The following is a 23,878-nucleotide window of genomic DNA, read 5'->3' on the forward strand; positions in this document are numbered from 1 at the left end:
AAAATCCTTTTCATAAAAAGCATCAATAAAAATTGATGTAATCTTTTCTTTTAATTTAGAATCAACATTAAACCATAATTTTTTAATATCTATTTTTTCCATAAAAATTCAATTTTGAAATAATTATATTATAAATTAAAGGATAAACAAAAGATATCCAAAAACCAATTATTAAATATTTTATATAACTAAAAATATAATATTTTAAATCATGATGGTTCTTTGAATAAAAAACAGATCCTCCAAAATAAAATATAAAAATAAAAACTAAACCAATAATATATTTTATAAGTTTTTTTAATATTATACCTTTTTTTTGTAAAATAATTTCATTTTCTGATGTTCTATTATTTTTTTTAACATCATTTATTTGATTATATAAAATATAACCAAAAGATAAACCAAAAAAAGCTCCTGTAATAGAAGTACTATTATATTTAATAATTATTAATAAAAAATCTAAAACAATTATAATAACTAATTTAAACAAAAAAGATCTATTTTCAAAAAAATTTTCAATCCTTTTTTCAAAAAAACTAAATAAAAAAACAAAAAAATAACCAATAATTAATCCACATATTATATCTATAGGATAATGTACCCCAAGGTATATCCTTGACAAAGCAATAAGTATTGGTAAAAAAATCAAAAATAATATTTTTAAAAATCCCTTAAATCTCAAAGAAATAGCCCCATATATAGTTGCAGAACCTTGAGAGTGTGCAGATGGAAAGCTAAAACTTTCTTCATATGCTATTGCTATATTTTTATTAATTGAAAAAGGTCTTGGAATTTTAAATAAAGATTTCAAATAATCATTAATAAAATATGAAATAAAAAACAAAATTGTTAATTTATAAGCTCCTTTCTCATCAATACACCAAAATAGTAAAGGTAAAATAATTAAATAAAATTTTTCTGACCCTAAAAATGATAAAAAATAAAAAAAATAATTTAAAAATGGTGTTCTTATTTTAGAAATATATTCTAATATCTCCAATCCATTTATAAAAAAATTCTCCATCTTTAATCCTAATCTTTATATAGATATATTAACTTATTATCTAATAATATCCATATAAATTAAATAAAAAATAATTTTTTTATTTCTTAACCTAATTAAAATAGTTTTAAAAAAATTTCTATTTTAATTGATAAAAATCATTTTTATGATAATAAAACTTTATAAGAGAAATATAAAATTTTTTAAATTATATAATAAAAGAGGTTAAAAATGTATCTAGCCAAAATAAATGTTACACTTAAAGATTCAATCTTAGATCCTCAAGGGGAAACAATAAAAGAAGCTTTAATAAAACTTGGTTTTAATTCTGAATCTGTAAGGATTGGTAAATATATAGAAATAAAATTGGAAGCAAAGGATGAAAAAGAAGCAACTGAAAAGGTAGATCAAATGTGTAGAAAACTTTTATACAATCCTGAAATAGAAAAATATAGCTTTATTATTGAAAAAATTTAATTTTTTAATTTGTAAACCAAAAAATAAAAAGGATTAGAAATGAAAGCTCAGGTTGTTATATTTCCAGGCTCAAATTGCGATTATGATGTTTATTATACTTTACAAGAGATTGGTATTAAAGTTTCTTTTTTATGGCATGAAGAAAAAAAGATTAATGCTGATTTACTTGTATTGCCTGGTGGTTTTTCTTATGGGGATTATTTAAGATGTGGAGCAATTGCTAGATTTGCCCGAATTTTAGAAAATATTAATGAATTTGTTGAGAAAGGGAAACTTGTTCTTGGTATTTGTAATGGATTCCAAATATTAACTGAGCTAAAGCTTTTACCTGGTACCTTAATGTTAAACAAAAAATGTAGATTTATATGTTCTGATTGCGATTTAATTGTTGAGAATAATGATACACCTTTTACTAATCTTTTTAATGAAAAAGAAATTGTAAATTTTCCTATTGCACATGGTGAAGGAAACTATTATATAGATGATGCTACTCTTATTGAGTTAAAAAAATATAACGGAATTGTTTTCAAATATAAAATTAACCCTAATGGATCTAAAGAAGATATAGCTGGAATTATTAATAAAAAAGGAAATGTTTTAGGGCTTATGCCTCATCCTGAAAGAGTATCAAACAAAATTTTAGGTTCTGATGTAGGTTTAAAATTTTTTAAATCTATTCTAAATTCTTATAAAATTTAAATTTCTAATTAAGAGGATAATTTTTATGCATAAATTTTTATTAATAATATTTTAATTATTATCATTATATTTCAGAGCAATTGTTTATTATTGCATAAAATAAAAAAATAATTTTTTATAAAATAAAAAATAAAAAATTTTATATTATAAAGGTAAATTATGGAAAGATGGGAAAAAGAAGGTTTAACCTATGATGAATATAAAAGAATAATAGAACTAATCGGAAGAGAACCAAATGACCTTGAACTTGCTATGTTTGGAGTTATGTGGTCAGAACACTGTTCTTATAAAAACTCCAAAGCTTTACTAAAACTTTTCTATACTAAAAATGAGAGAGTTTTACAAGGCCCAGGAGAAAATGCAGGTATTATAGATATAGGTGATGGTTATGCTCTAACTTTTAAGGTTGAATCTCACAATCATCCATCTGCAGTTGAACCATTTCAAGGTGCAGCAACTGGGGTAGGTGGAATTGTAAGAGATATTTTTGTCATGGGAGCAAGGCCAATAGCATTACTTAATTCTTTAAGATTTGGCAACATAAATTTAAATAAAACAAAGAAACTTTTTGATGGTGTAATCAAAGGAATATCTGATTATGGAAATAAAATTGGTGTTCCAGATGTATCTGGGGAAATATATTTTAATACTTGCTATAATGATAACCCACTTGTAAATGCTATGTGTGTTGGTTTACTAAAAAAAAGTAACATTAAAAAAGGAGTTGCTAAAGGCAAAGGAAATCCTGTAATACTTGTTGGACATACTACAGGTAGAGATGGAATAAAAGGGGCAAGTTTTGCTTCAGAAAATCTTACTGAACAGTCAGAAGAAAAAAGGTCACATGTTCAGGTTGCTGATCCATTCATGGAGAAGCTCTTAATAGAAGCAACAATGGAACTTATAGCTCATAAAGATATAATTGGAATTCAAGATCTTGGAGCTGCTGGATTAACCTCTTCTTCTTGTGAAATTGCTTCCCGTGGTAATTCCGGAATAGAAATAGATGTTTCAAAAGTTATAACAAGAGAACCAAATATGACTCCAGCTGAAATAATGCTATCTGAGTCTCAGGAAAGGATGTTGCTTGTTATAAAAAAGGGAAAAGAAAAAGATGCTTTTAAAATATTTAAAAAATGGGATCTTCATGCTTCAATAATCGGTTATGTGACAGATGATGGAATGATTAGAATCAAAAATAAAGATGAAATAGTTGCCAACATTCCTGCAAAAGCTTTAGCTGAAGGGAGCCCAACAAATTTAAGACCATATAAATATCCAGCATATCTTATTGAAAAAAATTATTCAGGAGAAATTTCTAAAATAATATTTAACCCTGACATTGAAAAAGATTTTTTATCATTAATATCTTCACCTAATATATGTTCAAGAGAATGGGTATTCAAACAGTATGATCATATGGTACAAAGAAGAACTGCTATAAGACCTGGAGGAGATGCTTCAGTTCTATATCTAAAAGAGATAAACAAAGCTATAAGTTTAACTATAGATTGTAATTCAAGATATTGTTTTTTGAACCCTTATGATGGTGCTAAAATAGCAGTATTTGAAGCTGCAAGAAATATAGTAGCAACAGGTGGTTTACCATTAGCTATAACTGATTGTTTAAACTTTGCTTCCCCTGAAGAAGAAGAGATTTATTATCAGTTTAGAGCAGCAATATTGGGTATTACAGAAGCTTGTAAACTTTTAAATACTCCAATAATTAGTGGAAATGTAAGTTTTTATAACCAATCTGAAGAACATAAAATATATCCTACCCCTGTTATTGGAATGGTTGGTTTAATAGAAAAGCCTGAATATATTACAAAAATAGATTTTAAAAAACCAATTAAAAATAAATATAATTTTTCAAAAAATAACATATCTTTTTATTTAGAAAAATTTTTAACTGATATTAAAGAAAACGATTATGTTTTGGGTGATGCTATAATTTTAGTTGGTGAAACTCGAGCTGAACTTGGTGGTTCAGAATATTTATCTTATATTTATAAAAAAGAAATAGGTCCAATCCCACAAATAGAAGGACAAAAAGAAATTTTAACAAATGACACTTTACTCTCACTTATTAAAAAAGGTTTAATAAATTCTGCTCATGATATATCTGATGGAGGTTTAATAGTTTCTCTGGCAGAGTGTTGTTTTAATAATGAAACAGGAGTTTTAGTAAACATACAAAGTGAATTAAAACCTCATGAATTTCTATTCTCAGAAACTCAAGGAAGATTTATAATTTCAGTAAACCATGAATACATAGAAGAGGTAATCAACTCTTTCAAAAAAAATGGTATTTTTGCTTCTCATATAGGTTTTATAGTTTCAAATTCTGACTTAAGTTCTGGAACTTTTAATATTAAAATAAATGATAGAATTGTGATTAAAAAAGATATAAAAGAGATAAAAAAAATTTGGAAAGAATCTCTCGAAAATTTGATTAGTTAAATTAGGTAAAAAACAATGGAAAAATTTAAAGAAAAATGTGGTATTTTTGGAATTTATAATTCATCAAAAAAAACTAAATCTGAAATACCTTTTATAATATATTATGGGCTCTATTCTTTACAGCATAGAGGTCAAGAAAGTTGCGGAATAACTTTAACTGATGGAAAAGATTTTAAAACTTACAAGAATATGGGACTTGTAAATGAAGTTTTTAGTCAAAATATTTTGGAAAATCTAGAAGGTTTTGCAGGTATAGGACATGTAAGATATTCTACAACAGGAGAATCAACTGCTTTAAATGCACAACCTTTTGTTGTAAATTCAAAACTCGGAAACATTGCAATCGCCCATAATGGTAACCTTGTAAATTCAAATGTTTTAAAAGATCTTCTTGAAGATTCAGGTTTTACTTTTCAAACAACATCCGATTCTGAAGTAATACTATCTTTAATTGCAAGAAGTTCAAAATATGGAATAGAGAGGGCTGTTTTAGATGCTATTTCTGCAATAAAAGGGTCATTTGCTCTTGTTATTTTATTCCAAGATAAGCTTATTGCAGTGAGAGACCCATACGGAATAAGGCCTCTCTGCTATGGAATTAAAGATGACTACCATATTTTTGCTTCTGAAAGTTGTGCCCTTGATACAGTTGGAGCTAAATTTATTAGAGATTTAAATCCTGGGGAAATAATAATATGTGATAGAAAAGATATAAAATCCATAAATTTCTCAGAAAAAACTAAAAAATCTGTTTGTATTTTTGAATATATTTATTTTGCAAGACCTGATAGTACTATTGATGGTATTAATGTTTATAAATCAAGAATCGAAGCAGGAAGGTTACTTTCAAGAAATTATCCTATTTCTGCAGATCTTGTATCTGGAGTCCCAGATTCAGGAATCCCTGCTGCTATTGGATTTTCTAAAGAATCAAACATACCTTATGAACTTGCTTTAATTAAAAATAAATATATAGGAAGAACTTTTATAAATCCATCACCAGAATTAAGAAAAAAAGATGTTTCTGTTAAACTAAATCCATTAAAAGAAGTTATTCAAAATAAAAGAATAGTATTAATAGATGATTCTATTGTAAGGGGAACAACTGGAAACCAATTAGTAAAAATTATTAGAAATTCTGGGGCAAAAGAAGTTCATTTTAGAATTGCTTCTCCTATAGTAAGATTTCCCTGCTATTTTGGAATAAATATAGCATCAAGAAAAGAACTTATAGGCTCAAACAAAGTTACCATAAATGAAATAAAGAAAAAACTAGATGCTGACTCAGTTGGCTATCTTACTATAGATGAACTACTTTCTATTTTTGGGAAAACAAATGAAAATAATTTTTGCCTTGGTTGTTTTACTGGAGAATACCCATTATCTGCACCATTTGAAGAGCTCGATAATGAAATTGAAAAAAAAGTTTAATTTTAGGATAAAATAATATGAATGATAAAAAAAATAGTAAATTTAGCTATAAAGATTCTGGTGTTGATATTAATGAAGGTTATAAAGCTGTTGAATTATATAAAAAATTTGCAAGAGAAACATTTGATAAGTATGTTTCTCTAGATATAGGTTCCTTTGGTTCACTTTATAAATTACCTCAGAATGAAGATTTTCTCCTTGTTTCCTCAACAGATGGTGTTGGAACTAAATTAGAATTAGCTTTTAAGCTTAAAAAATATGATACTGTTGGAATTGATTGTGTTGCAATGTGTGTAAATGATATAATCTGTCTTGGTGCAAAACCCCTATTTTTTCTTGATTATCTTGCATGCGGAAAACTTGATCATAAAATAGCTGGAGATCTTGTTAAAGGAATAGCTGAAGGTTGTAAAATAGCAGGCTGTTCTCTTATAGGTGGAGAGACTGCAGAAATGCCTGGTTTTTATGAAGAAGGCAAGTATGATATAGCTGGATTCACAGTTGGAATTGTTCATAAAAAAGACTTAATTGATGGATCAAAAATCAAAGAGGGAGATATATTAATAAGTATTGAATCTTCAGGTTTTCATAGCAATGGATACTCTCTTTTAAGAAAAATAATAAATGACAATAAGATTGATTTAAATTCTAATTTTGGAGAATCAACAATTGGACTACAGTTACTAAAACCAACATTTATTTATGTTAATCCTATTTTAGAATGCTTAAGAAATAAAATTGAAATAAAAGGTATAGCAAATATAACTGGGGGTGGTTTTTATGAAAATATTCCCAGAATGTTTAAAGATAATTTTACAGCAATAATAGAGAAAGATAAGATCAAGCTTCCAAAAATTATGGAGTACTTTAAATCCTTTGGTATAAGTGATAAAGAAATGTTTAATACCTTCAATTGTGGAACTGGTATGGTTTTATGTGTTAAAGATAAAAATGATTTTGAAAATATAAGAAAAATATTTGAAAAATACAATTTATCAACCTCTATAATTGGTAAAGTTGCAAAAGGAGAAAAAGAAACCAAAATTATTGGCATAGATTTGTGAAAAAATAATATATAAATGATATAATTAATTTTTAATGTAATAATTTTTTATTTAATAAAATTTTTTATGAATATCATAGTTTTAGTTTCAGGAAATGGCACAAACCTTCAAGCTATAATTGATGCTATAAATAGTGGTTATTTAATAAATACTTACATAAAAGCTGTTATATCAGATAGAGAAGCCTATGCTTTAGAAAGAGCTAAAAAGTTTAACATCCCTAATCTACTAATAGACAGAAAAATATATAAACAAAATCTTTCAAATAAAATTTTACAAAGTGTAAAAGAGCTTGAAAGTAAATTCAATTTCAAAACAGACCTTATAGTTTTAGCAGGTTTTTTATCAATATTAAACTCTGAATTTATAAACAGTTATAAAAATAGAATTATTAATATTCACCCTGCTCTTTTACCTTCATTTGGTGGGAAAGGAATGTATGGTAAAAAAGTTTTTGAAGAAGTATTAAATTCAGGTGTGAAATTTACTGGAGTAACTATACATATTGTTGATGAAGGAACAGACACAGGTCCAATTATTGCTCAAGAAGTAATAAAAATAGATGAAAATGAAAGTTTGGAAAGTTTAGAAGAAAAAACTCACAAAATAGAACACAAAATTTTAATTGATGTACTAAAAAATTTTTCTGAAAAAAAACTAATAATTGAAAATAAAAAAACAAGATGGAATTAAAATAACTAAATGTATGTATAAATAAATAAAAATTATAAAATTAATAAAATTGTTAATTTGTAAAACAAATTGACAATACCATAAATAGAAAAATATAAAAATAACAAATTACTATCTTTATAAAAATAAGAAAGCATTTTTAATAAAATGGTAAAAAATCAAAACAATCATTTAATAACTCCCTATTATTTTTTAAAACACTTTTATAGTGATGAACAGATTAAAAATTTTATTCATATATTTAATAACAAAACAATTTTTTTAATCTACAGTCCTTTATTTAAACAATTTATTAATTATTTCTTATCTTCAAGTTCTTCAGAAAGTAATATAAAAATTAAAATTGTTGAAAAACTTAATAAAATTTATTCTTTAAATGACAATATATTTTTTGCCCCCTATAAACTTGGTAGTTCTGCTACTCTTGAAATACTAGAAATCTCTTCCTTTTATTGTTTTAAAAATATTATCCAAATTGGTTATGCTGGGTCATTTTTTGAAGAAATCAATATTGGTGATATTTTTATATCAGAAGGAGCATTTACAGATTCTATAATTCCAAATGTATATACAAATAAACCTTTAAATTTTGATGGTTTAAATGAATTTTATTTTATTGATAACTTTTATGAGACTGATAAAGAATTAACAGAAAAAATTTTAAATGTATTAGGAAATATAAATATAACTATTAATAAATTAAATAATACAAATTTGAACAATTTAAAAACTTTTGAATTTACTAATTCAACAAATCAAAATAATAAAGAAAATATAAATATTTTTAAAGGAAAACACTTTTCAACAGAATTTATCTTTAAAGAAACTTTAGAAAAATTTCATTTATTAGAAAAATGTGGTGCAAAAACAGTTGAAATGGAGGGAGCTACATTTTTTGGCTTCTGTAAATCAAAAAATATTAAAACAACATCTATTTACATAATTTCTGACAAGATAGAATTCAATAAAAAGAATTGGTTACAAGCATGGGATTCAAATAAATTAAAAGAATCATTTTATTTTATAATTAAAAAACTATTGATCTATAATTTAAATCTTTCTATCTGACTAGAAAGTTTTTCAACATCATTTTTATTTCTTATACCCAATTGTGAAACTGAATTCATTGCTTCATCTATTTCTTTTATCCCTAAAAAAATAGATTCCATATTTTGATTTGTTCCTAAAATCAATTTTTTAAAATCATCCATTAAACTTTTTATATTTTTAGATAAGTTTTCTATTTTCTCTGAATTCATATCAACTTTTTCTGATAAATTAACAGCTCCTTCAAGTAATTTAGAAACCTTAATACCTTCATTATATTCATTTTGGATAACTTCATTATTTTTTATTTCATATGAAGTTAATTGATCAATGTGTTTAGAAATTTCTAGAAAACACTTTTCAAGTAAATTTGAAGAATCAAAAAGTTGATTAATAGTTGAAACTATATTATTAAGCATCTCTTCTGTTTTCTTTGCTTGTTCTTCAGTTGACTCAGATAATTTTCTTATTTCTTCAGAAACAACGGCAAAACCTTGTCCTGCTTCTCCAGCATGTGCTGCTTCTATTGCTGCATTAATTGCAAGCAAATTTGTTTGATTAGCAATGCCTAGAATAGTTTCAGTAGTTTTTTTAAGAGTATCTGAATTACTAAATACACTATCGATAAAGCCTTTTACTTCAATTAAACTATCTTTACCTATTTTTATTGAGTTTATAAGTTTTTGGAATAGTTCATCTTTTTCTTTAGCATTTTTAAAAACATTTTCTTGATAATCTCTCATCTTTTTAAATACATCAGAAGAGTTATTAATATTATTTAGTAAAATATTAGTTGCCTTTCTCTGTTCATCAATATTTTGATCTATTTCAATAACTGAATTAAAAACAGTTTCAATCTTATTATTTATTGTGTTTATCTGCTCTTTTATATTCATAACATGGCTATTTATATTATGTAACGATGAAGCAGTTTCAGTAACATTACTTGCAAGGTCGAGTGAACTATTGTTTAAACTGTTAATTGAATTTTTAATTACTAAAACTGTATCTCTTAAGTTTTTTATAAATTTATTTAAGTAGAATGCCATCTCCCCAATTTCATTTTTTTGTTTAACATCCATTGAAGCAGTTAAATCTGCTTCACCTTCTGAAATATCTTTCATAATCAAAATTGCTTTTTTAAGAGAATTAATAACTATGATATTTAATGACACATTAAATATAAAATTAAAAATAATAAAAAGAAAAATTGAAACTAAAATTATTATTTTAATTTCATTAGCTATTATTTTATTAATATAATTTATAGATACTTTTACATAAAGATAACCAGCTATATTATTATCAACAACCACCGGAGAAATTATTTCATATCCATTTTTTAATTCTAATTTTTCTATTTTCTCAACTTTCTTTATCTTTTGTTCAAATTCCTCTGGTGTAACTTTTTTTTCTTGTTTTGATGAAAAAATAATTGTTCCATATTTATCATACAAAGTAATCTCCACATATGAAGGATTATCCTGTAATGCATTTTTAAGTATCCTTTCTATGTCTCCTATTATATAATATCTTAAAGGATTAACACAAGATTCAATTATATTTTTAACACTTAATATATTTTTTTCATAATCTATTTTTGATAAATTTTTCGAAATTTCTTTAATACTGATATAAGATAAAAACAGGACTACTATAACAAAAATGATTAAAAACAAAAGTAAGATTTTAAAAGTTATTTTGTCAAATAAATTATATTTAAATTTTCCGGTGGTTGTTTTCATAATAAAACCTCAATTATTTTTGATTTTTATCTTGATGTAGATTATTTTATTGAGCAGAAATAAAATCAGCTATTTTTATAAATTTTCCTTCAGAAGCTTTATACTCATATAATCTTAATTTTAGAGAACCTTTATGTGAATTTGGGGTAAAAGTAATATTATAAAAAATATTGCCTGTAGAAAAATTACTTAATTTTTCCAAAGCACTTTTTATACCTTCCCCTGTTAAGTTCTGACCAGCAAGTCTTATTCCTTCAACAAGAACTTTTACTGTAGCCCATCCTTGTATATAATTAATTCTTCTTGAAACTGGAGTATCCTTAAAAGATAAAATTTCTTTTATTCCTTCTACATTCTCATGTGGGAAAGCTACTGCAGAAGCATAGATAAAACCATCAAGTAAATTACCTGCTAGTTGTATCATATCTTCATTTACAGTCCAATTTAAACCATAAATTTGCATCTTTGCACCAGTAGTAGAATAAGCTTTAAGAAAATTTAATGTTGGAACAGCTACATTATTTATAATGATTCCTTTAACTCCAGCTTCATTCAAAGTTTTAATCTTTGCAACATAATCTACATCCTGTGTCATAGGAATAATATCAGATATAATTATTCCTAATTTATTTGCTTCATCCTTTGCAGCTGGTATTGGTGATTCTCCAAAAGCTGATGGATGATGAAAAATTGCAACCTTAGCATTTTTACCAAATTTAGAAGAAAAATGTTTTAAAATAACCCTAATTTGATCTGAATAAGTAGGACCACATACAAAATTATATGGATTCTTTTTTGGATCTGCTAAATTTTCATCATAAGATGCTGATACAAAAGGAATTTTATCCTGTGCAACTAAAGGTGCTAACTTTAATGTATCTCCTGTTCCCCAACCAATAATACCAACAACTTTTCCTTTTAAATTATTATTATAAAATTCGAGGGCAATATCTACATTGTATTTATAATCAGTCCATACAAATTCGATTTTATTACCATTTATACCACCTTTAGAATTAATATATTCAACATAATCTCTTGCCCCCAAAGAATAAGGAGCCCCTACATCTCCTGTAGCTCCAGTTAAATCAAAAATTCCTCCAATTTTAACAACTTTTGTTTGAGCATTAATATTAAAAAATAAAAAAAGAAAAAAAACCAAAAATAAAAAATAAAATAATTTTGACTTCATAAATACCTCCAAAAAAATTATTTATTTTAATACTAAGTTAAAATATTAATAATATATTTTTATATAATTTCAATATCTTTTATATTTTTTAATTAATATAGTAAATTCTATAATATATATTTTTATAATATAATTTTTTGATTATATAAGATAAAAATAAAATAAAACTGTTGAAAATTATTTTTTTTTAATTTAACTTTTTAGTAACTATAAAAAGACATAATTTTAGTGGAATAACTTTTTAAACTTAATTAAACTTTTTATAATAACCTATTAGAGAAGGATTTTATGAATAAAAAATTAGAAAATATATATGAAAACAATAAACTAAATCTTTCAAATAGTTTAAAAGCACAAGATGATATATCAATACTAATAAATAATATTATTAGCTATATTAATAAAACTGAATTCTATATAGTTGGAAAAATTAAAATATGCAAATTAATCTCTTCTTCTATAACAAATGGTAACATTAATAATTATTTTAATATCAAAGAAGCTGGAATAGGTTTTCATCTTTTTGATAAAAATGGTTTTTCTATTTTTGTCTCAACTTTTGATTTAAATATGAATAAGATAAAAGCTTTAATAAATAATGGTATGAATTTACTTAAAAAATATAATAAAATTTGCAATGATCCTAATAAAAATATTTTTGAATTACAACCTATTAAAGCAAGATTAGAAAAAAAAAGCAATGTTGATATAGATAAAATTAATTCAGAAAAATTTCAGAGGGACTTCTTAGAATTCTATAATAATTTACCTAAAGAGAATGATATTTCATACTCCATAGGAATCTCACTAAAAAATATTGATAATTTTATTTTTAGATCAGATGGAACAGATATATATTATAATGAATTTTATTCAATTATTACAGGAGATCTTTCAATATCTTCGAATTCAAAAGCTTCTATTTATTATAAAATTCATAAATTTGGATTAGATATCCTAAATGATAAAGACAAACTTGAAGAATTTTTAAGTCTAACCTCAAAAAATAATAAACTTGTAAAAGATTTATCTTTAGCAGAAAATGTTGATGGTGGATCTTATAATCTTATTATAGATTATGCCCTAGCTAAAGGCTTAGCACATGAAGCATTTGGCCATGCTGCTGAAACTGATTTTGTTGAAAACTCAATACTTTCAAAAAATGGAATTTTTAATAAAGGTTTAAAAGTAGGCAAATCTTTTTTAAATATAATAGATGAATCTTTCGATAATGAATGGGCTTATACTCCATTTTCAGATTATGGGCTTATTAGAAAAAAAGTCTATATTGTCAAAGATGGAATATTAAATAATGGACTTTCGGATGTTTTTTCTTATAAAAAAGCTCAAACTGAATTAACAGGAGCTGAAAGGTCAGAAAGATATTCAGACATACCAATTCCAAGAATGTCAAATATAAGAATAGAACTTAATCCTGACTTTGTTTACAAAGATAATATTTTCAATAAAAACTTTAATGAAATTAAGCCATCAGAAATTTTAAATTATGTTCTAGAAAATAAACTTTTTAAAAATGACAAAGATACATTACTGCTATCTGGTTATAGTGGAGGTCAAGTAGACACTGTTAAAGGAAATTTTGTTTTTAATTGTCAAGCCATTTACAAAGTTGAAAATAACAAAATAAAGATATTTAAACCATCAGTTTTTTCCGGAATAACTCTAAAAACACTAGATTCTATAAGTTTTGGTATAGGGAATTTAAAACTTGATGCCATTGGAAGATGTGGTAAATCAGGACAGAGCGTTAATTCTTCAGGTGGATCACATTACTTTTTAGGAATAAATTACAATGAGAATATAATAATTGGAGGAAAATAAAAATAATAATTTTTTAAGGATAAAAAATATGATAATTTTTAATAATGAAAGAGAAGCAGAAGTAATAAAAGATATAGATAAAAATTTTTTAGAAGACCTTATTAATATTAATCAAGTAAATAGTTTATCAAACAAAATTAAAAGTATTATTAAAAATACAAAAGAAGTTAAACAGTTCATGTTTAACATTTCTAAAGAAACATCTTATTATTTTGGAATAAACAATAATAATATTGGAAATGTATATAGTCCAATAAGTATAAGTGAAGATTTTTCTGGATCATTGACAATTATCTGGAAAGATAATAAGATATCTCTTGTTGATCTTGATTATGAAAAAATAGTAAATTTTGAAAACTATCTTAATTTCTTTAGAGATATCTCTTATGAAGAAAAATTTGTACCAGAAATATTAAAAGATCAGAATTTTAGAGATTATAAATCATTCGACAATCTTTTGATAGAAAATATTAAAAATAATAATTTTGAATTGTTTGAAAAAGTATTTGAAGTGTTTAATTTTTTTAAAGAAAATGGAGTTAAATTTTCTAATGTAGATTTAAGTTATTCTATTTACTATGAAACTTTTTGTAACTCAGAGGATCTATATTTTGGAAAAATTTACTCGGAAAATGGTTTATCATATGATTTTGATTCACTTCTTTATTATTCAAACGCAAAGCATAAAAAACTTGAAAAAAGTGATCTTGATGAATTTATTAATTTTTTTTCCTTGTTTTATAATAAACTAGTTCCTATTGAATACAAAAAAATAAATACAAATAATGTAATATTTTTATCTCCTGTATTTTATAGTCTTCTAAATTTTTATTTTGGATATAATTTGGATGGAAAAAATATTTATTATAATAAATCTTTTTTTAATATGAAAGATTTTGAAAATAATAAAGAAATATCAAATAAGAAATTTGATCTTTATTTTGATCCATTTTTAGATTATGAACTTTCAAGTTATGCTATCTCAACTGAAGGATTAACTCCACAAAAAACAACTTTTATAAAGGATGGAAAACTTACTCAACCATCTATAACTTTGAAAAGTTCAAAAATGCTAAATATGCCTCCAAATAATGGTTTTGGAAATGGTAAATTAATATTAGAACCTTTTGATAATAATTTGGTAGAATTTATTAATGAAATTGATGACTGTTATATTATATTTGATATATTAGGATTACATACACAAGAACCAATATCTGGAAACTTTTCACTTTCTGTTTCTACCGGCCTTCTAAAAGAAAAAGGCAATTTTGTTGGATTAATTAAAGGAAATATAAACGGGAATATTTTTGATATTTTTAGAAGTGGAAATTTTAAAATATTAAAAAACAACTACAATAATAAATACTCTTTTTATACTAAATTAAACATTTTAAATTAAGAATTTTGATCATTTTATTATTAATATACTCTTTATATTATTTCTAATTTTTAAATTTATTTTACTTTGCCCCATTGAAAACTTCTATTTTAAATATTTAAATATTCTAATTTAGTTATGTTTTACTTACTCTCAAGTATATCTATCATCTTAGAATTTATTTTATTTAAAATACTATTAAATTTAGTTAAATTATCAAGAGTATTCATAAAATTCTTTCCTAAATAACCATCTTTATAACTAAAAACAAAGCTTTTATCAATTAAATCTTTTGCTTTAATTGCTGTTTTAACAGATACATATCCTCTCGAAGCACAAGAAGTTTTAGCACCATCACAGAAAACACCTCCAAAGGTTGATATATAATTTAAAAAAGCTTTCTCAAATAGTTCTAATCTATCATCATAATATAAAATAGCTCCTAAAAATCCAGCACCAGCTCCATAAATAACACCACATATTGAAGATATGAAACCAAATTTGTAAGTAATTATACTTGTTATTAAACATGACAAAATTAAGGATTTTATAAGTTTAACATCTTGTAAAACTATTTTCTTAATTATAGAATAATAATAATCTCTTTTTTCTTCACAATAATTTATTAACACCTCATCTATAAGCGATTTATGATTTCTTGTTAAATAATAATTAAGCACTGAGGCTAAAGCAGTTATACCTTTATTTCCAGATTTAGCACATGCAAGAACTTTTAACCTTTTACCAATCATTCTATTATATATTGCTGAAGAAACAAAATTATCATCAATACAAGTTAATTCATTTTTCTCATAAGATGTTAAAACATTACAGACTGCTCCTTCTACTATTTTTTCTTTAATTTCTTTATCATTATATAACTCATCAATTATATGGTACCATGTTTCAATATAATATATTTCTTTATTCAATAAATATCTCTTTTCAATTCTATTTTCTTTTCCGTCAAAAAATAAATTAATCAATTTTATAAAAGTAGATTTGGATGTAATTTTATTTATAAAGTTAGATATGTTATTTACATCATTTAAATTTTTAATAATAAATTTTTTATCAATATTACTAATTCTATTTATTAAATCTCGTAGATTAATTTGTAATATTTCTATTTTATCATGAAATTCCTCTGTTTTAATAATAAAAATCTTATCCTTAATTAAAATAAGTGTTAATAATAGGAGTCTATTAAATTCTACAGTTTTGATTTTTAATTTTTTTGATAAATGAATAAGGAAACTTAGTTTTTTATAACTAATATTTGAGATTTTATCATTTGAAATATAATTATTATTATTATTTAAAATTTGTTTAATAAGTAAAAGTTCCTGTTCTTTGATACTATTAAAAATCTCTAATTTATCTTTAGAATTCCCAAATAAAAATCCTGAAAAGTAAGACTCTTTTATTCCTTTTATATTACAAAGAGGAATCCCTACATTGTAAGCATTTTTATATGTCATTTTGTCAATAATAAAAAATATTAAAGAATTTTGTAATATATTTTCATTATCAAAATCATTATATTTTTCATATAAATAATCAATTAAAATCTCCTTTGATTTAGCCCCATTTAGGGCTATTGCTGCAGGTTCTGTACAACCATAAGTAAAATCAAGCATACTTAATAAAAATTCTCTTATTCTAAATAAATTCATAAAGTTTTATCCTTAAAGGGTATATAATTTTTTTTATTATATCAAATTAAATCAAATTTTTTTACTAGTTATCATAAATTTATTTTATTTTCAAATAAATTTTTTTAAAAAATAACTCGAAATAATAACTAAAGTTAACTATCTAAACATTTTTAAATTTTTCAAGAAAATATTTTTATAAGTAAAATAATAAAATAGACAAAAAAATAAACTAAATAAATTAACACATTATTAAATTAAAAAAAACTAAAAAATTATGTAAAAAAATTTTTTAAAAAATATTTAAAGAAGTTGATTTATAAAATAAATTCATTATAATATATTATACAATAATATTTACAGTATAAACAAATTATTTTTATTAAAAGAGGTTAAAATGAATAAAAAAATATCAAATTTTATATATATTTTATTAACAATTATCACAATTATTTTTTTATTCATTTTTTCCTCTTGTAGTAATCCTGTTTCAAATACACAAACATCCTCTGCAGGTTCGAACTCAAACAATAATAGTGGTAATAACAGTGGAAATGGAAACAATGGGGGAGCTACACCATTAAAGGTTGAAAAACCTGTTTTTTCTTTAGAAGGTGGAAGTTTTGATGAATATATAACATTAGAAATCACTTGTAGTACTAATGGTTCACAGATATGGTATACTTTAGATGGATCTAACCCAGAACCTCAAAGTTCAAACTTATATACAACTCCAATTTTTATTGATAAAACAACAACTATAAAAGCAATTGCAACTAAAGAAAATTATCAGAATTCTGATATAGTTGAAGCTATTTACACTATAAATAAAGTTCCCCTTCCAAAATTTGATGTTAATAGCGGAGTTTATAATAATGATATAAAAGTTAGAATCTTTTGCGATTTAAATGATGTTGAAATTTTTTATACATTGGACGGAACTGATCCAGAACCATATGTATCTGATAAATACAATGGAGAACAGATTTTGGTTAACACTTCATTAAAAATTAAAGCAATAGCCATTAAAGATGGTTATATAAATTCTAATATTTCTGAAGTTTCATATGATTTAAAAGTTTCAAATCCAGAAGTTAGCTTACAACCTGGTATTTATTATGAAGATAAAACTCTTACAATATCATGTCAAACAAGTAAAGCAAATATATGGTATACAACAGATGGAACAGACCCAAAGACTTCACCATCTCGAATATTATATAACAATTCTCAGATTAACATAAATAGTTGTATGAACTTTAGAATTTATGCTGAAAAAACAGGATATATTGATTCTAACGAATTAAATGTTTCTTATACATTACAATGTTTGCCTCCTTATATTGACTTAGAAAGTGGTACTTATTTTAATAATCAAACTATAACACTTAATTGCCCAACTCCAGGTGTAATTCTATACTACACTCTAGATGGAAGTAACCCAATACCTGGATCATCTCCTCAATATAATTCACCAATAAACATTCCAGGTAGTACACCTTCAAGTAACGGTAATTATAAATTAAGAGTATTAGCAGTAAAAGCAGGGTATGAAAATTCTATTGTTTCTTCTGCCAATTATTTATTAAAAGTTGCAAAACCAACTTTTAACAAAAATCCTGGTAAATATTTTGAAGAAACTTCTGTCTCTATTTCTACAATAACTGTTGGAGCTTCTATTCTTTACTCTACAAATTTAAGTGATCCATATATTAATTATAATGCACCAATTAATTTATCGATCCCAACAAATCTTAAAGTAAAAGCTAAAAAAACCGGTTATGCTGATTCAGATCTAACTCAAGGTTTTTATAACATTTTATTTAATAAAATATATACAAATAATTCTAGCAATGATATTGAACATTTGTCTTTAGTTTCTGATTTTAGGAAATTTTTACATGTTTCTTATTATCGTGGAGGTTCTGCTAAAGATCTATATTATGTTAATAATAATCCTTCTTGGAAATCTGCAAGTCCTATTTTAACTACAGGAGATGTAGGAAATTATTCTTCTATAGCAATCGATTCATCCGATTATGTTCATATTGTATTTTATGATGCAACAAATAAGAATTTAAATTATATCACAAATAGATCAGGTTCATGGATAAATTCGCAAATTGATACAAATGGAGATGTAGGACTTTATTGTGTTATTAAATATGATTATTCAAATGATTATATTCATGTTGCTTATTATGATTCAACAAATGGTTATTTAAAATATGCTAAAAAGCATGTAGAAAATGAAGAATGGCAAATAGAAACAGTAGATACTAATGGTGATTTTAATTCTTATATTTCTTTAGATCTCGATCAAAATGGTTTTCCTCATATATCTTATTATGATGCAATAACAGTTTCTCTTAAATATGCTTATTTTGATGGAACAGAATGGATTAAAGAAACAATTGATTCTACTGGAAATGTTGGCAAATACTCATCTATTGCTATAGATAACAATAATAAAGTATATATTACATATTATCAATACAAATCAAAATCAACTGGGGCCTTAAAACTTGCAACAAACAAAAATGGATCATGGCAAATTTCATATATTGAAAATATTCAAGGATTTAATGATGGATTGTTTAATAAACTAGTCATTGATTCAAATAACAATTTACATATAATATATTGTAGATATTTTAATTCTACAAATTCTTATATATTAAAATATGCCATAATAAACAATGAAGGAAATATAGAGATATTTACAACATCAAATAATAATCTTAACTCTGCAATCAATTTTAGCAAATTAAATAATAAAATTTATATTCTAGGAATAATTGGAAATATGCTCTATATTTATGAGCAAAATTAAATATATAAAATTTAATCCATTTGATATTTTAATAAATTTATCTTACTTTATTATTTATTATTACTTTTATTTTATATCAACAATTATAATTATATTAGCATTTTATTATATTTGCTAAATATTTATTAATATTAACATCACTGATATTTTTTAAAGTTTTAATAGATTTATCTCTAATGCTTTTTAAAATTAAATAGTTAAACTCAATAAATTAAAAAATAAAAATCAACCAATATTTAGATTAAAAAAATTTTTTAATTAAATTTTAAATCTTGATATACTGTTTTTGACAAATATCACTATTTTAGTTATATTTTAAAAAGAAAGGATGTATAATTATGGAAGACCAAATAAGAAATAATCTTTTTGAATCAAAATATATTGTAAAAGGGATAACATGTTCATCATGCATTAATATCATTACCAAAGTTCTAAAAAACAATATAGATGGTATTAATGAAGTTGATATAAATCCACTTTCAAATGAATTAAGAATAAAGTCAAACAAAACTATAAATTTTATTACAATAAAAAACCTACTAAATAATTTAGGATATGATCTTTACGAAAATAATAGCTCAATTCTTTCTGATGGTAATTCATTTGATAAAAATAATCTAGCTCAATATAATAAAAAAAATGAAGTAAAAAATATAAAATCATTTTTAAATGAAAAAAATAATCTTTTAATCTCTATTATTTTTTCAATTCCTCTATTTATTAAAATGTTCTTTATGAGCAACCATTTTAATTTAAATTTAATAAATCATTATATAGGTGTTCATAAAATTCTATTTCTCAATTTTGATATTTTTATTGATATTATCTTTTCATTTATAGTTATTTTTATTTCAGGTTATACAACATTAAGAAAAGCTTTTTTTTCTTTTAAAAATTTTATTTTTACAATGGACACATTAATAGCTATAAGTGCTATCTCATCTTTCTTAACAGTTCTTATAAGTCCCTTTGTGAGAATAAGTAATTTCTCAATGATTGGTGCTATGATTATTCTAATTAATAATATAGGAAATTTTATAAAAAATAGATCAATAAAAAAAACTAATAGATTACTTGAAGAAATTTCAAAACTCTCTGTAAAAGAAGCTCATTTATTATTAGAAGAAAAAAATCATGAGTTAATTAAAGATCAATCTATTAATAAGTTAAATATTTATAACAATAGTCTTTTAAATAATATAAACTATAATACAATTGATGTTCCACTAGAAAGACTAAGACCTGGTGATATTGTACTTGTAAAACCAGGTGAAAAAATACCCTCTGATGGTACAATTATTTATGGAGAATCTTTAATTGATCTATCAATAATTTCAGGTGAATCTGAACCTGTACTCAAAAAAGAAGGAGATTTTATTGTTGGAGGCGCTATAAATAAGTCTAGTTATTTAAAAATTAAAATTAATAAAATTGGAGAGGAAACCTATATAGAGAACATTAAAAAGTTAATAGAGAATGCCCAACTTAAAAAAGTCAAAATACAACTTTTTGCTGATAAGATTACAAGCTTCTTTGTTCCTATAATTTTTATACTTTCTATTTTTTCTTTTTTTATTAATTATTTCTTTTACGATAAATTAGCAACAATTTTTTTAAACTTATCTTCAAAAATTAATTTATTAAAATTTTTAGAAAATACTTTTTTAGTTGAAATTTTTTTAAAATATCCAAAAATAGGTTTTTTCGAAAAATTTTCATTGGGCCTTTATTCTCTAATCTCTACTTTAGTTATAGCTTGTCCATGTGCTTTGGGCCTTGCTACTCCAACAGCTATTATGACTGGCTTAGGAGTTGCATATAAAAACAAAATATTAATAAAGAATGGTGACTTTTTTGAAAAAATAAATAAAATTGATACTATAATATTTGATAAAACTGGAACTATAATATCTGAAATTCCTTCCATAGAAAAGCATATATTTTTGAAAAACAAGAAAATAGATAGATCAAAATTATTTTATAGAGAAGAAAAAATAGTTAATAATTTACTTTTAAATGAGGACTTTGTATTAAAAATCTCAAAAGAAATTGAAAATTTATCAAATCATCCTATTTCTAAATCAATTACAAGTTATATTAATAATCTTTTTAAAATAAAAAATATAAATAAAAAATTTTTAAAATTTAAAATAAAAATAGATAAATTTGAATATTTTACTGGAAAAGGAATTAAATCATACATTAGCATTATTAAAGAAGATGATAAAACAAAAGAAAATAAAATTATTGCTGAAAATATATTAATTTTATCCGGAAATTATAATTTTATTAAAGAAAATGGAATTATAATAAATTTTGAAAAGGAAAGTTTTAACAAAAACTCTAATTTTTTTACTATTGATGGTAATATTTTTTTAATATATTTAATAAATGAAAATATAAATGAGCATAACTTAAAATCTGTTAAAATTATAAATAAAAAAAATTATGATATATATTTACTTTCTGGTGATAAAAAAGAAAGAACGGAAGAATTAGCAAATAAATTAAAAATAAATAATTATTTTTATGAACTACTGCCTGAAGATAAACTTAAAATAATCAATGAACTACAAAAAAAGGGTAAAAAAATTATGATGGTAGGAGATGGAATAAATGATGCTCCTGCATTAAAAGCTTCAGATATTGGTGTAGCTATAGGTACTGGAACAGATCTTGCTCTTGAAAGTGGAGATATAATATTACTTTCAGGAAAAATTTTTGATTTGTACAAAGCAATAATAATAGGAAGAAAAACATTTAATAAAATAAAAATAAATTTATTCTGGGCTTTCTTTTATAATATTATTATGATTCCTTTAGCAATTCTTGGAATTTTAAATCCAATTTTAGCAGAAATTGCAATGGCATTAAGTTCTATATCTGTGGTAATTAATTCATTATTACTAAAAAGAATAAAAGTTGAATTTTAAATTATTTAATTAAAAAATTTTTAAAAAAATAATATCCAATCTGTAATTTTAATAAAATTATTTTCTTTACAATATCAATCTATATTATTGATTAATTTATTATTCAAACAATGTTTATAATATTTATAAATAATTAATAATATAATATTCAATTAAATAAGTTGAAATTTATAATATATATATTATATATTTAAATGTTATATATTTTAATAATAACTAATTACAATTAAGAGGTAAAATTTATGAGAAAAAATAAACTAATTAAAAAGTTTTCTAATCTTTTTTTAATTTTATTAATAATTTTAATTTTTTTCTCGTTAAATTGCTTTGCAAAATTCAATATTGGATTTACTTCAAATTTTATCATTCCACCTCCATTTACAAATATAAGTCCTTCTTTTATTAATTCTTTACTTGTTGATGGTGGCTTTAAATTATGTTATATAATGAATGATTTTTATATTTTAGGTTTTTATTTAGATTTATCAACAGGAATTATTTCAATTCTTAAAACATTTGAAACAATAGGTTGGATTGTTTTTTTTCCAATTTCAATTGGTCTAAAAATTCCATTTCCCGAGATACCTCCAACTATAGGTATTATTAATCTTGGCATTGTAACTGGTATAAATATTGTAAACAAACCTAACTTCAAACTTGATTTTATATCCAAATTTGGCTTTGGATCTATTGAAATTCAAGCAGAAAAAAATATTCAGGCATCTTTCTACTCAATTAAACCTGAATTAAATTTAAAATATCCTTTAGCAAAATTTTTTGGATTCGGTTTATCAAATTCAAATGCTTTTCTTTTTTTAAAAGAACCAGTAAACAATAAAAAAATTATTTATTATTCATCTTTAGGTTTATATATTTATTTTGAATTTTAAATATTTATTTTATTTTACAATTTCTATTTTCAATATTAATTTTTTAGTTATTTATTATTAGTTTAACTTTAAAATTATATTTTTATTTTATAATTTCTTATATTTTAATTTTTTATTTGGTTTAGTTTTATACTTTTTTCAATACACTGCTTTTATTATTTCAATTTTATAAATATAATATTATTTTATATTTTATTTTTTCTAATCTATATATAGAGTTTAAATAAATTTTTTCTTGACAATTTTTTTATTTTTTATATTTATTTTTATAGAAAGAGGGATAGAAAGGATTATGGGCGATTAGCTCAGCTGGGAGAGCATCTGCCTTACAAGCAGAGGGTCGTAGGTTCAAGCCCTGCATCGCCCAATCTGCGGGAATAGCTCAGTTGGTAGAGCGCGACCTTGCCAAGGTCGATGTCGCGGGTTCGAGCCCCGTTTCCCGCTCCATAAATCCCTCTTTTTTATTTTTAAAATATATTTAACTTTAATAAAAATGTTTAATATTTTTATAAACTTAATAATTATAAAAT

16 protein-coding genes and 2 tRNA genes are annotated in these 23,878 nt (G+C 23.4%); 14 read left to right on the forward strand and 4 right to left on the reverse strand.

All coding sequences use genetic code 11. The features are described from left to right. Positions 1-82: 82 nt before the first annotated feature. Positions 83-1,024, reverse strand: a complete 942-nt coding sequence (locus tag N3A58_06705) for a phosphatase PAP2 family protein (protein MCX8059088.1) — start codon at positions 1,022-1,024, stop codon at positions 83-85. Positions 1,025-1,234: 210 nt separating this feature from the next. Here N3A58_06705 and purS point away from each other — a divergent pair, with 210 nt between their 5' ends. The 7 genes from purS to N3A58_06740 all read left to right on the forward strand — a co-directional run bounded on the left by purS (position 1,235) and on the right by N3A58_06740 (position 8,898). Beyond that, complete coding sequence (gene purS / locus N3A58_06710; GenBank protein MCX8059089.1) at positions 1,235-1,480, forward strand: phosphoribosylformylglycinamidine synthase subunit PurS; 246 nt, start codon at positions 1,235-1,237, stop codon at positions 1,478-1,480. A 39-nt stretch (positions 1,481-1,519) separates the two neighbouring features. Then, positions 1,520-2,179, forward strand: coding sequence for a phosphoribosylformylglycinamidine synthase subunit PurQ (purQ, locus tag N3A58_06715; protein MCX8059090.1), 660 nt, complete (start codon positions 1,520-1,522; stop codon positions 2,177-2,179). A 159-nt stretch (positions 2,180-2,338) separates the two neighbouring features. Beyond that, positions 2,339-4,642: a phosphoribosylformylglycinamidine synthase subunit PurL gene (purL, locus tag N3A58_06720; protein MCX8059091.1), complete on the forward strand. Its 2,304-nt coding sequence runs from the start codon at positions 2,339-2,341 to the stop codon at positions 4,640-4,642. A 15-nt stretch (positions 4,643-4,657) separates the two neighbouring features. Then, complete coding sequence (gene purF / locus N3A58_06725; protein ID MCX8059092.1) at positions 4,658-6,073, forward strand: amidophosphoribosyltransferase; 1,416 nt, start codon at positions 4,658-4,660, stop codon at positions 6,071-6,073. A gap of 17 nt (positions 6,074-6,090) precedes the next feature. After that, positions 6,091-7,137, forward strand: coding sequence for a phosphoribosylformylglycinamidine cyclo-ligase (gene purM / locus N3A58_06730; GenBank protein ID MCX8059093.1), 1,047 nt, complete (start codon positions 6,091-6,093; stop codon positions 7,135-7,137). Positions 7,138-7,203: 66 nt separating this feature from the next. Further along, positions 7,204-7,830: a phosphoribosylglycinamide formyltransferase gene (gene purN / locus N3A58_06735; GenBank protein MCX8059094.1), complete on the forward strand. Its 627-nt coding sequence runs from the start codon at positions 7,204-7,206 to the stop codon at positions 7,828-7,830. Between the two features lie 147 nt (positions 7,831-7,977). After that, positions 7,978-8,898, forward strand: coding sequence for a hypothetical protein (locus tag N3A58_06740; GenBank protein ID MCX8059095.1), 921 nt, complete (start codon positions 7,978-7,980; stop codon positions 8,896-8,898). Here N3A58_06740 and N3A58_06745 read toward each other — a convergent pair. Both N3A58_06745 and N3A58_06750 read right to left on the reverse strand, forming a co-directional pair. Then, the gene (locus tag N3A58_06745; GenBank protein ID MCX8059096.1) at positions 8,874-10,622 is read right to left on the reverse strand and encodes a methyl-accepting chemotaxis protein; all 1,749 of its coding nucleotides are present in this window, start codon (positions 10,620-10,622) and stop codon (positions 8,874-8,876) included. The two genes, N3A58_06740 and N3A58_06745, sit on opposite strands and share 25 nt — an antisense overlap. Before the next feature lie 46 nt (positions 10,623-10,668). Further along, positions 10,669-11,814, reverse strand: coding sequence for an ABC transporter substrate-binding protein (locus N3A58_06750; GenBank protein MCX8059097.1), 1,146 nt, complete (start codon positions 11,812-11,814; stop codon positions 10,669-10,671). Between the two features lie 288 nt (positions 11,815-12,102). Here N3A58_06750 and N3A58_06755 point away from each other — a divergent pair, with 288 nt between their 5' ends. Beyond that, on the forward strand, positions 12,103-13,656 hold the full coding sequence (locus N3A58_06755; protein ID MCX8059098.1) for a metallopeptidase TldD-related protein: 1,554 nt from the start codon (positions 12,103-12,105) through the stop codon (positions 13,654-13,656). A gap of 28 nt (positions 13,657-13,684) precedes the next feature. Beyond that, complete coding sequence (locus N3A58_06760; GenBank protein MCX8059099.1) at positions 13,685-15,058, forward strand: metallopeptidase TldD-related protein; 1,374 nt, start codon at positions 13,685-13,687, stop codon at positions 15,056-15,058. A 122-nt stretch (positions 15,059-15,180) separates the two neighbouring features. Here the strand turns inward: N3A58_06760 and N3A58_06765 are convergent, their stop codons facing one another. Next, the gene (locus N3A58_06765) at positions 15,181-16,713 is read right to left on the reverse strand and encodes an L-serine ammonia-lyase, iron-sulfur-dependent, subunit alpha (protein MCX8059100.1); all 1,533 of its coding nucleotides are present in this window, start codon (positions 16,711-16,713) and stop codon (positions 15,181-15,183) included. Between the two features lie 376 nt (positions 16,714-17,089). Between N3A58_06765 and N3A58_06770 the strand changes: the two genes are divergently transcribed. From N3A58_06770 to N3A58_06790, 5 genes are all read left to right on the forward strand, one after another. Next, positions 17,090-19,525 (forward strand): chitobiase/beta-hexosaminidase C-terminal domain-containing protein, encoded by a 2,436-nt coding sequence (locus tag N3A58_06770; GenBank protein MCX8059101.1) that lies wholly within the window; start codon positions 17,090-17,092, stop codon positions 19,523-19,525. 338 nt (positions 19,526-19,863) lie between these two features. Beyond that, positions 19,864-22,458: a cation-translocating P-type ATPase gene (locus tag N3A58_06775; GenBank protein MCX8059102.1), complete on the forward strand. Its 2,595-nt coding sequence runs from the start codon at positions 19,864-19,866 to the stop codon at positions 22,456-22,458. 242 nt (positions 22,459-22,700) lie between these two features. Next, on the forward strand, positions 22,701-23,348 hold the full coding sequence (locus tag N3A58_06780) for a hypothetical protein (protein MCX8059103.1): 648 nt from the start codon (positions 22,701-22,703) through the stop codon (positions 23,346-23,348). A 294-nt stretch (positions 23,349-23,642) separates the two neighbouring features. Next, a tRNA-Val gene (locus N3A58_06785) sits at positions 23,643-23,715 on the forward strand. 4 nt (positions 23,716-23,719) lie between these two features. Beyond that, positions 23,720-23,795: transfer RNA gene (locus N3A58_06790), tRNA-Gly, on the forward strand. Positions 23,796-23,878 lie beyond the last annotated feature (83 nt).

Source organism: Spirochaetota bacterium (assembly GCA_026415295.1).
GTDB lineage: Bacteria > Spirochaetota > JAAYUW01 > JAAYUW01 > JAOAHJ01 > JAOAHJ01.

Excerpts from the sequence above, each read along its gene's own strand:
- N3A58_06705 (MCX8059088.1), bottom strand. The coding sequence starts at position 1,024 with ATGGAGAATTTTTTTATAAATGGATTGGAGATATTAGAATATATTTCT.
- purS (MCX8059089.1), top strand. The coding sequence starts at position 1,235 with ATGTATCTAGCCAAAATAAATGTTACACTTAAAGATTCAATCTTAGAT.
- purQ (MCX8059090.1), top strand. The coding sequence starts at position 1,520 with ATGAAAGCTCAGGTTGTTATATTTCCAGGCTCAAATTGCGATTATGAT.
- purL (MCX8059091.1), top strand. The coding sequence starts at position 2,339 with ATGGAAAGATGGGAAAAAGAAGGTTTAACCTATGATGAATATAAAAGA.
- purF (MCX8059092.1), top strand. The coding sequence starts at position 4,658 with ATGGAAAAATTTAAAGAAAAATGTGGTATTTTTGGAATTTATAATTCA.
- purM (MCX8059093.1), top strand. The coding sequence starts at position 6,091 with ATGAATGATAAAAAAAATAGTAAATTTAGCTATAAAGATTCTGGTGTT.
- purN (MCX8059094.1), top strand. The coding sequence starts at position 7,204 with ATGAATATCATAGTTTTAGTTTCAGGAAATGGCACAAACCTTCAAGCT.
- N3A58_06740 (MCX8059095.1), top strand. The coding sequence starts at position 7,978 with ATGGTAAAAAATCAAAACAATCATTTAATAACTCCCTATTATTTTTTA.
- N3A58_06745 (MCX8059096.1), bottom strand. The coding sequence starts at position 10,622 with ATGAAAACAACCACCGGAAAATTTAAATATAATTTATTTGACAAAATA.
- N3A58_06750 (MCX8059097.1), bottom strand. The coding sequence starts at position 11,814 with ATGAAGTCAAAATTATTTTATTTTTTATTTTTGGTTTTTTTTCTTTTT.
- N3A58_06755 (MCX8059098.1), top strand. The coding sequence starts at position 12,103 with ATGAATAAAAAATTAGAAAATATATATGAAAACAATAAACTAAATCTT.
- N3A58_06760 (MCX8059099.1), top strand. The coding sequence starts at position 13,685 with ATGATAATTTTTAATAATGAAAGAGAAGCAGAAGTAATAAAAGATATA.
- N3A58_06765 (MCX8059100.1), bottom strand. The coding sequence starts at position 16,713 with ATGAATTTATTTAGAATAAGAGAATTTTTATTAAGTATGCTTGATTTT.
- N3A58_06770 (MCX8059101.1), top strand. The coding sequence starts at position 17,090 with ATGAATAAAAAAATATCAAATTTTATATATATTTTATTAACAATTATC.
- N3A58_06775 (MCX8059102.1), top strand. The coding sequence starts at position 19,864 with ATGGAAGACCAAATAAGAAATAATCTTTTTGAATCAAAATATATTGTA.
- N3A58_06780 (MCX8059103.1), top strand. The coding sequence starts at position 22,701 with ATGAGAAAAAATAAACTAATTAAAAAGTTTTCTAATCTTTTTTTAATT.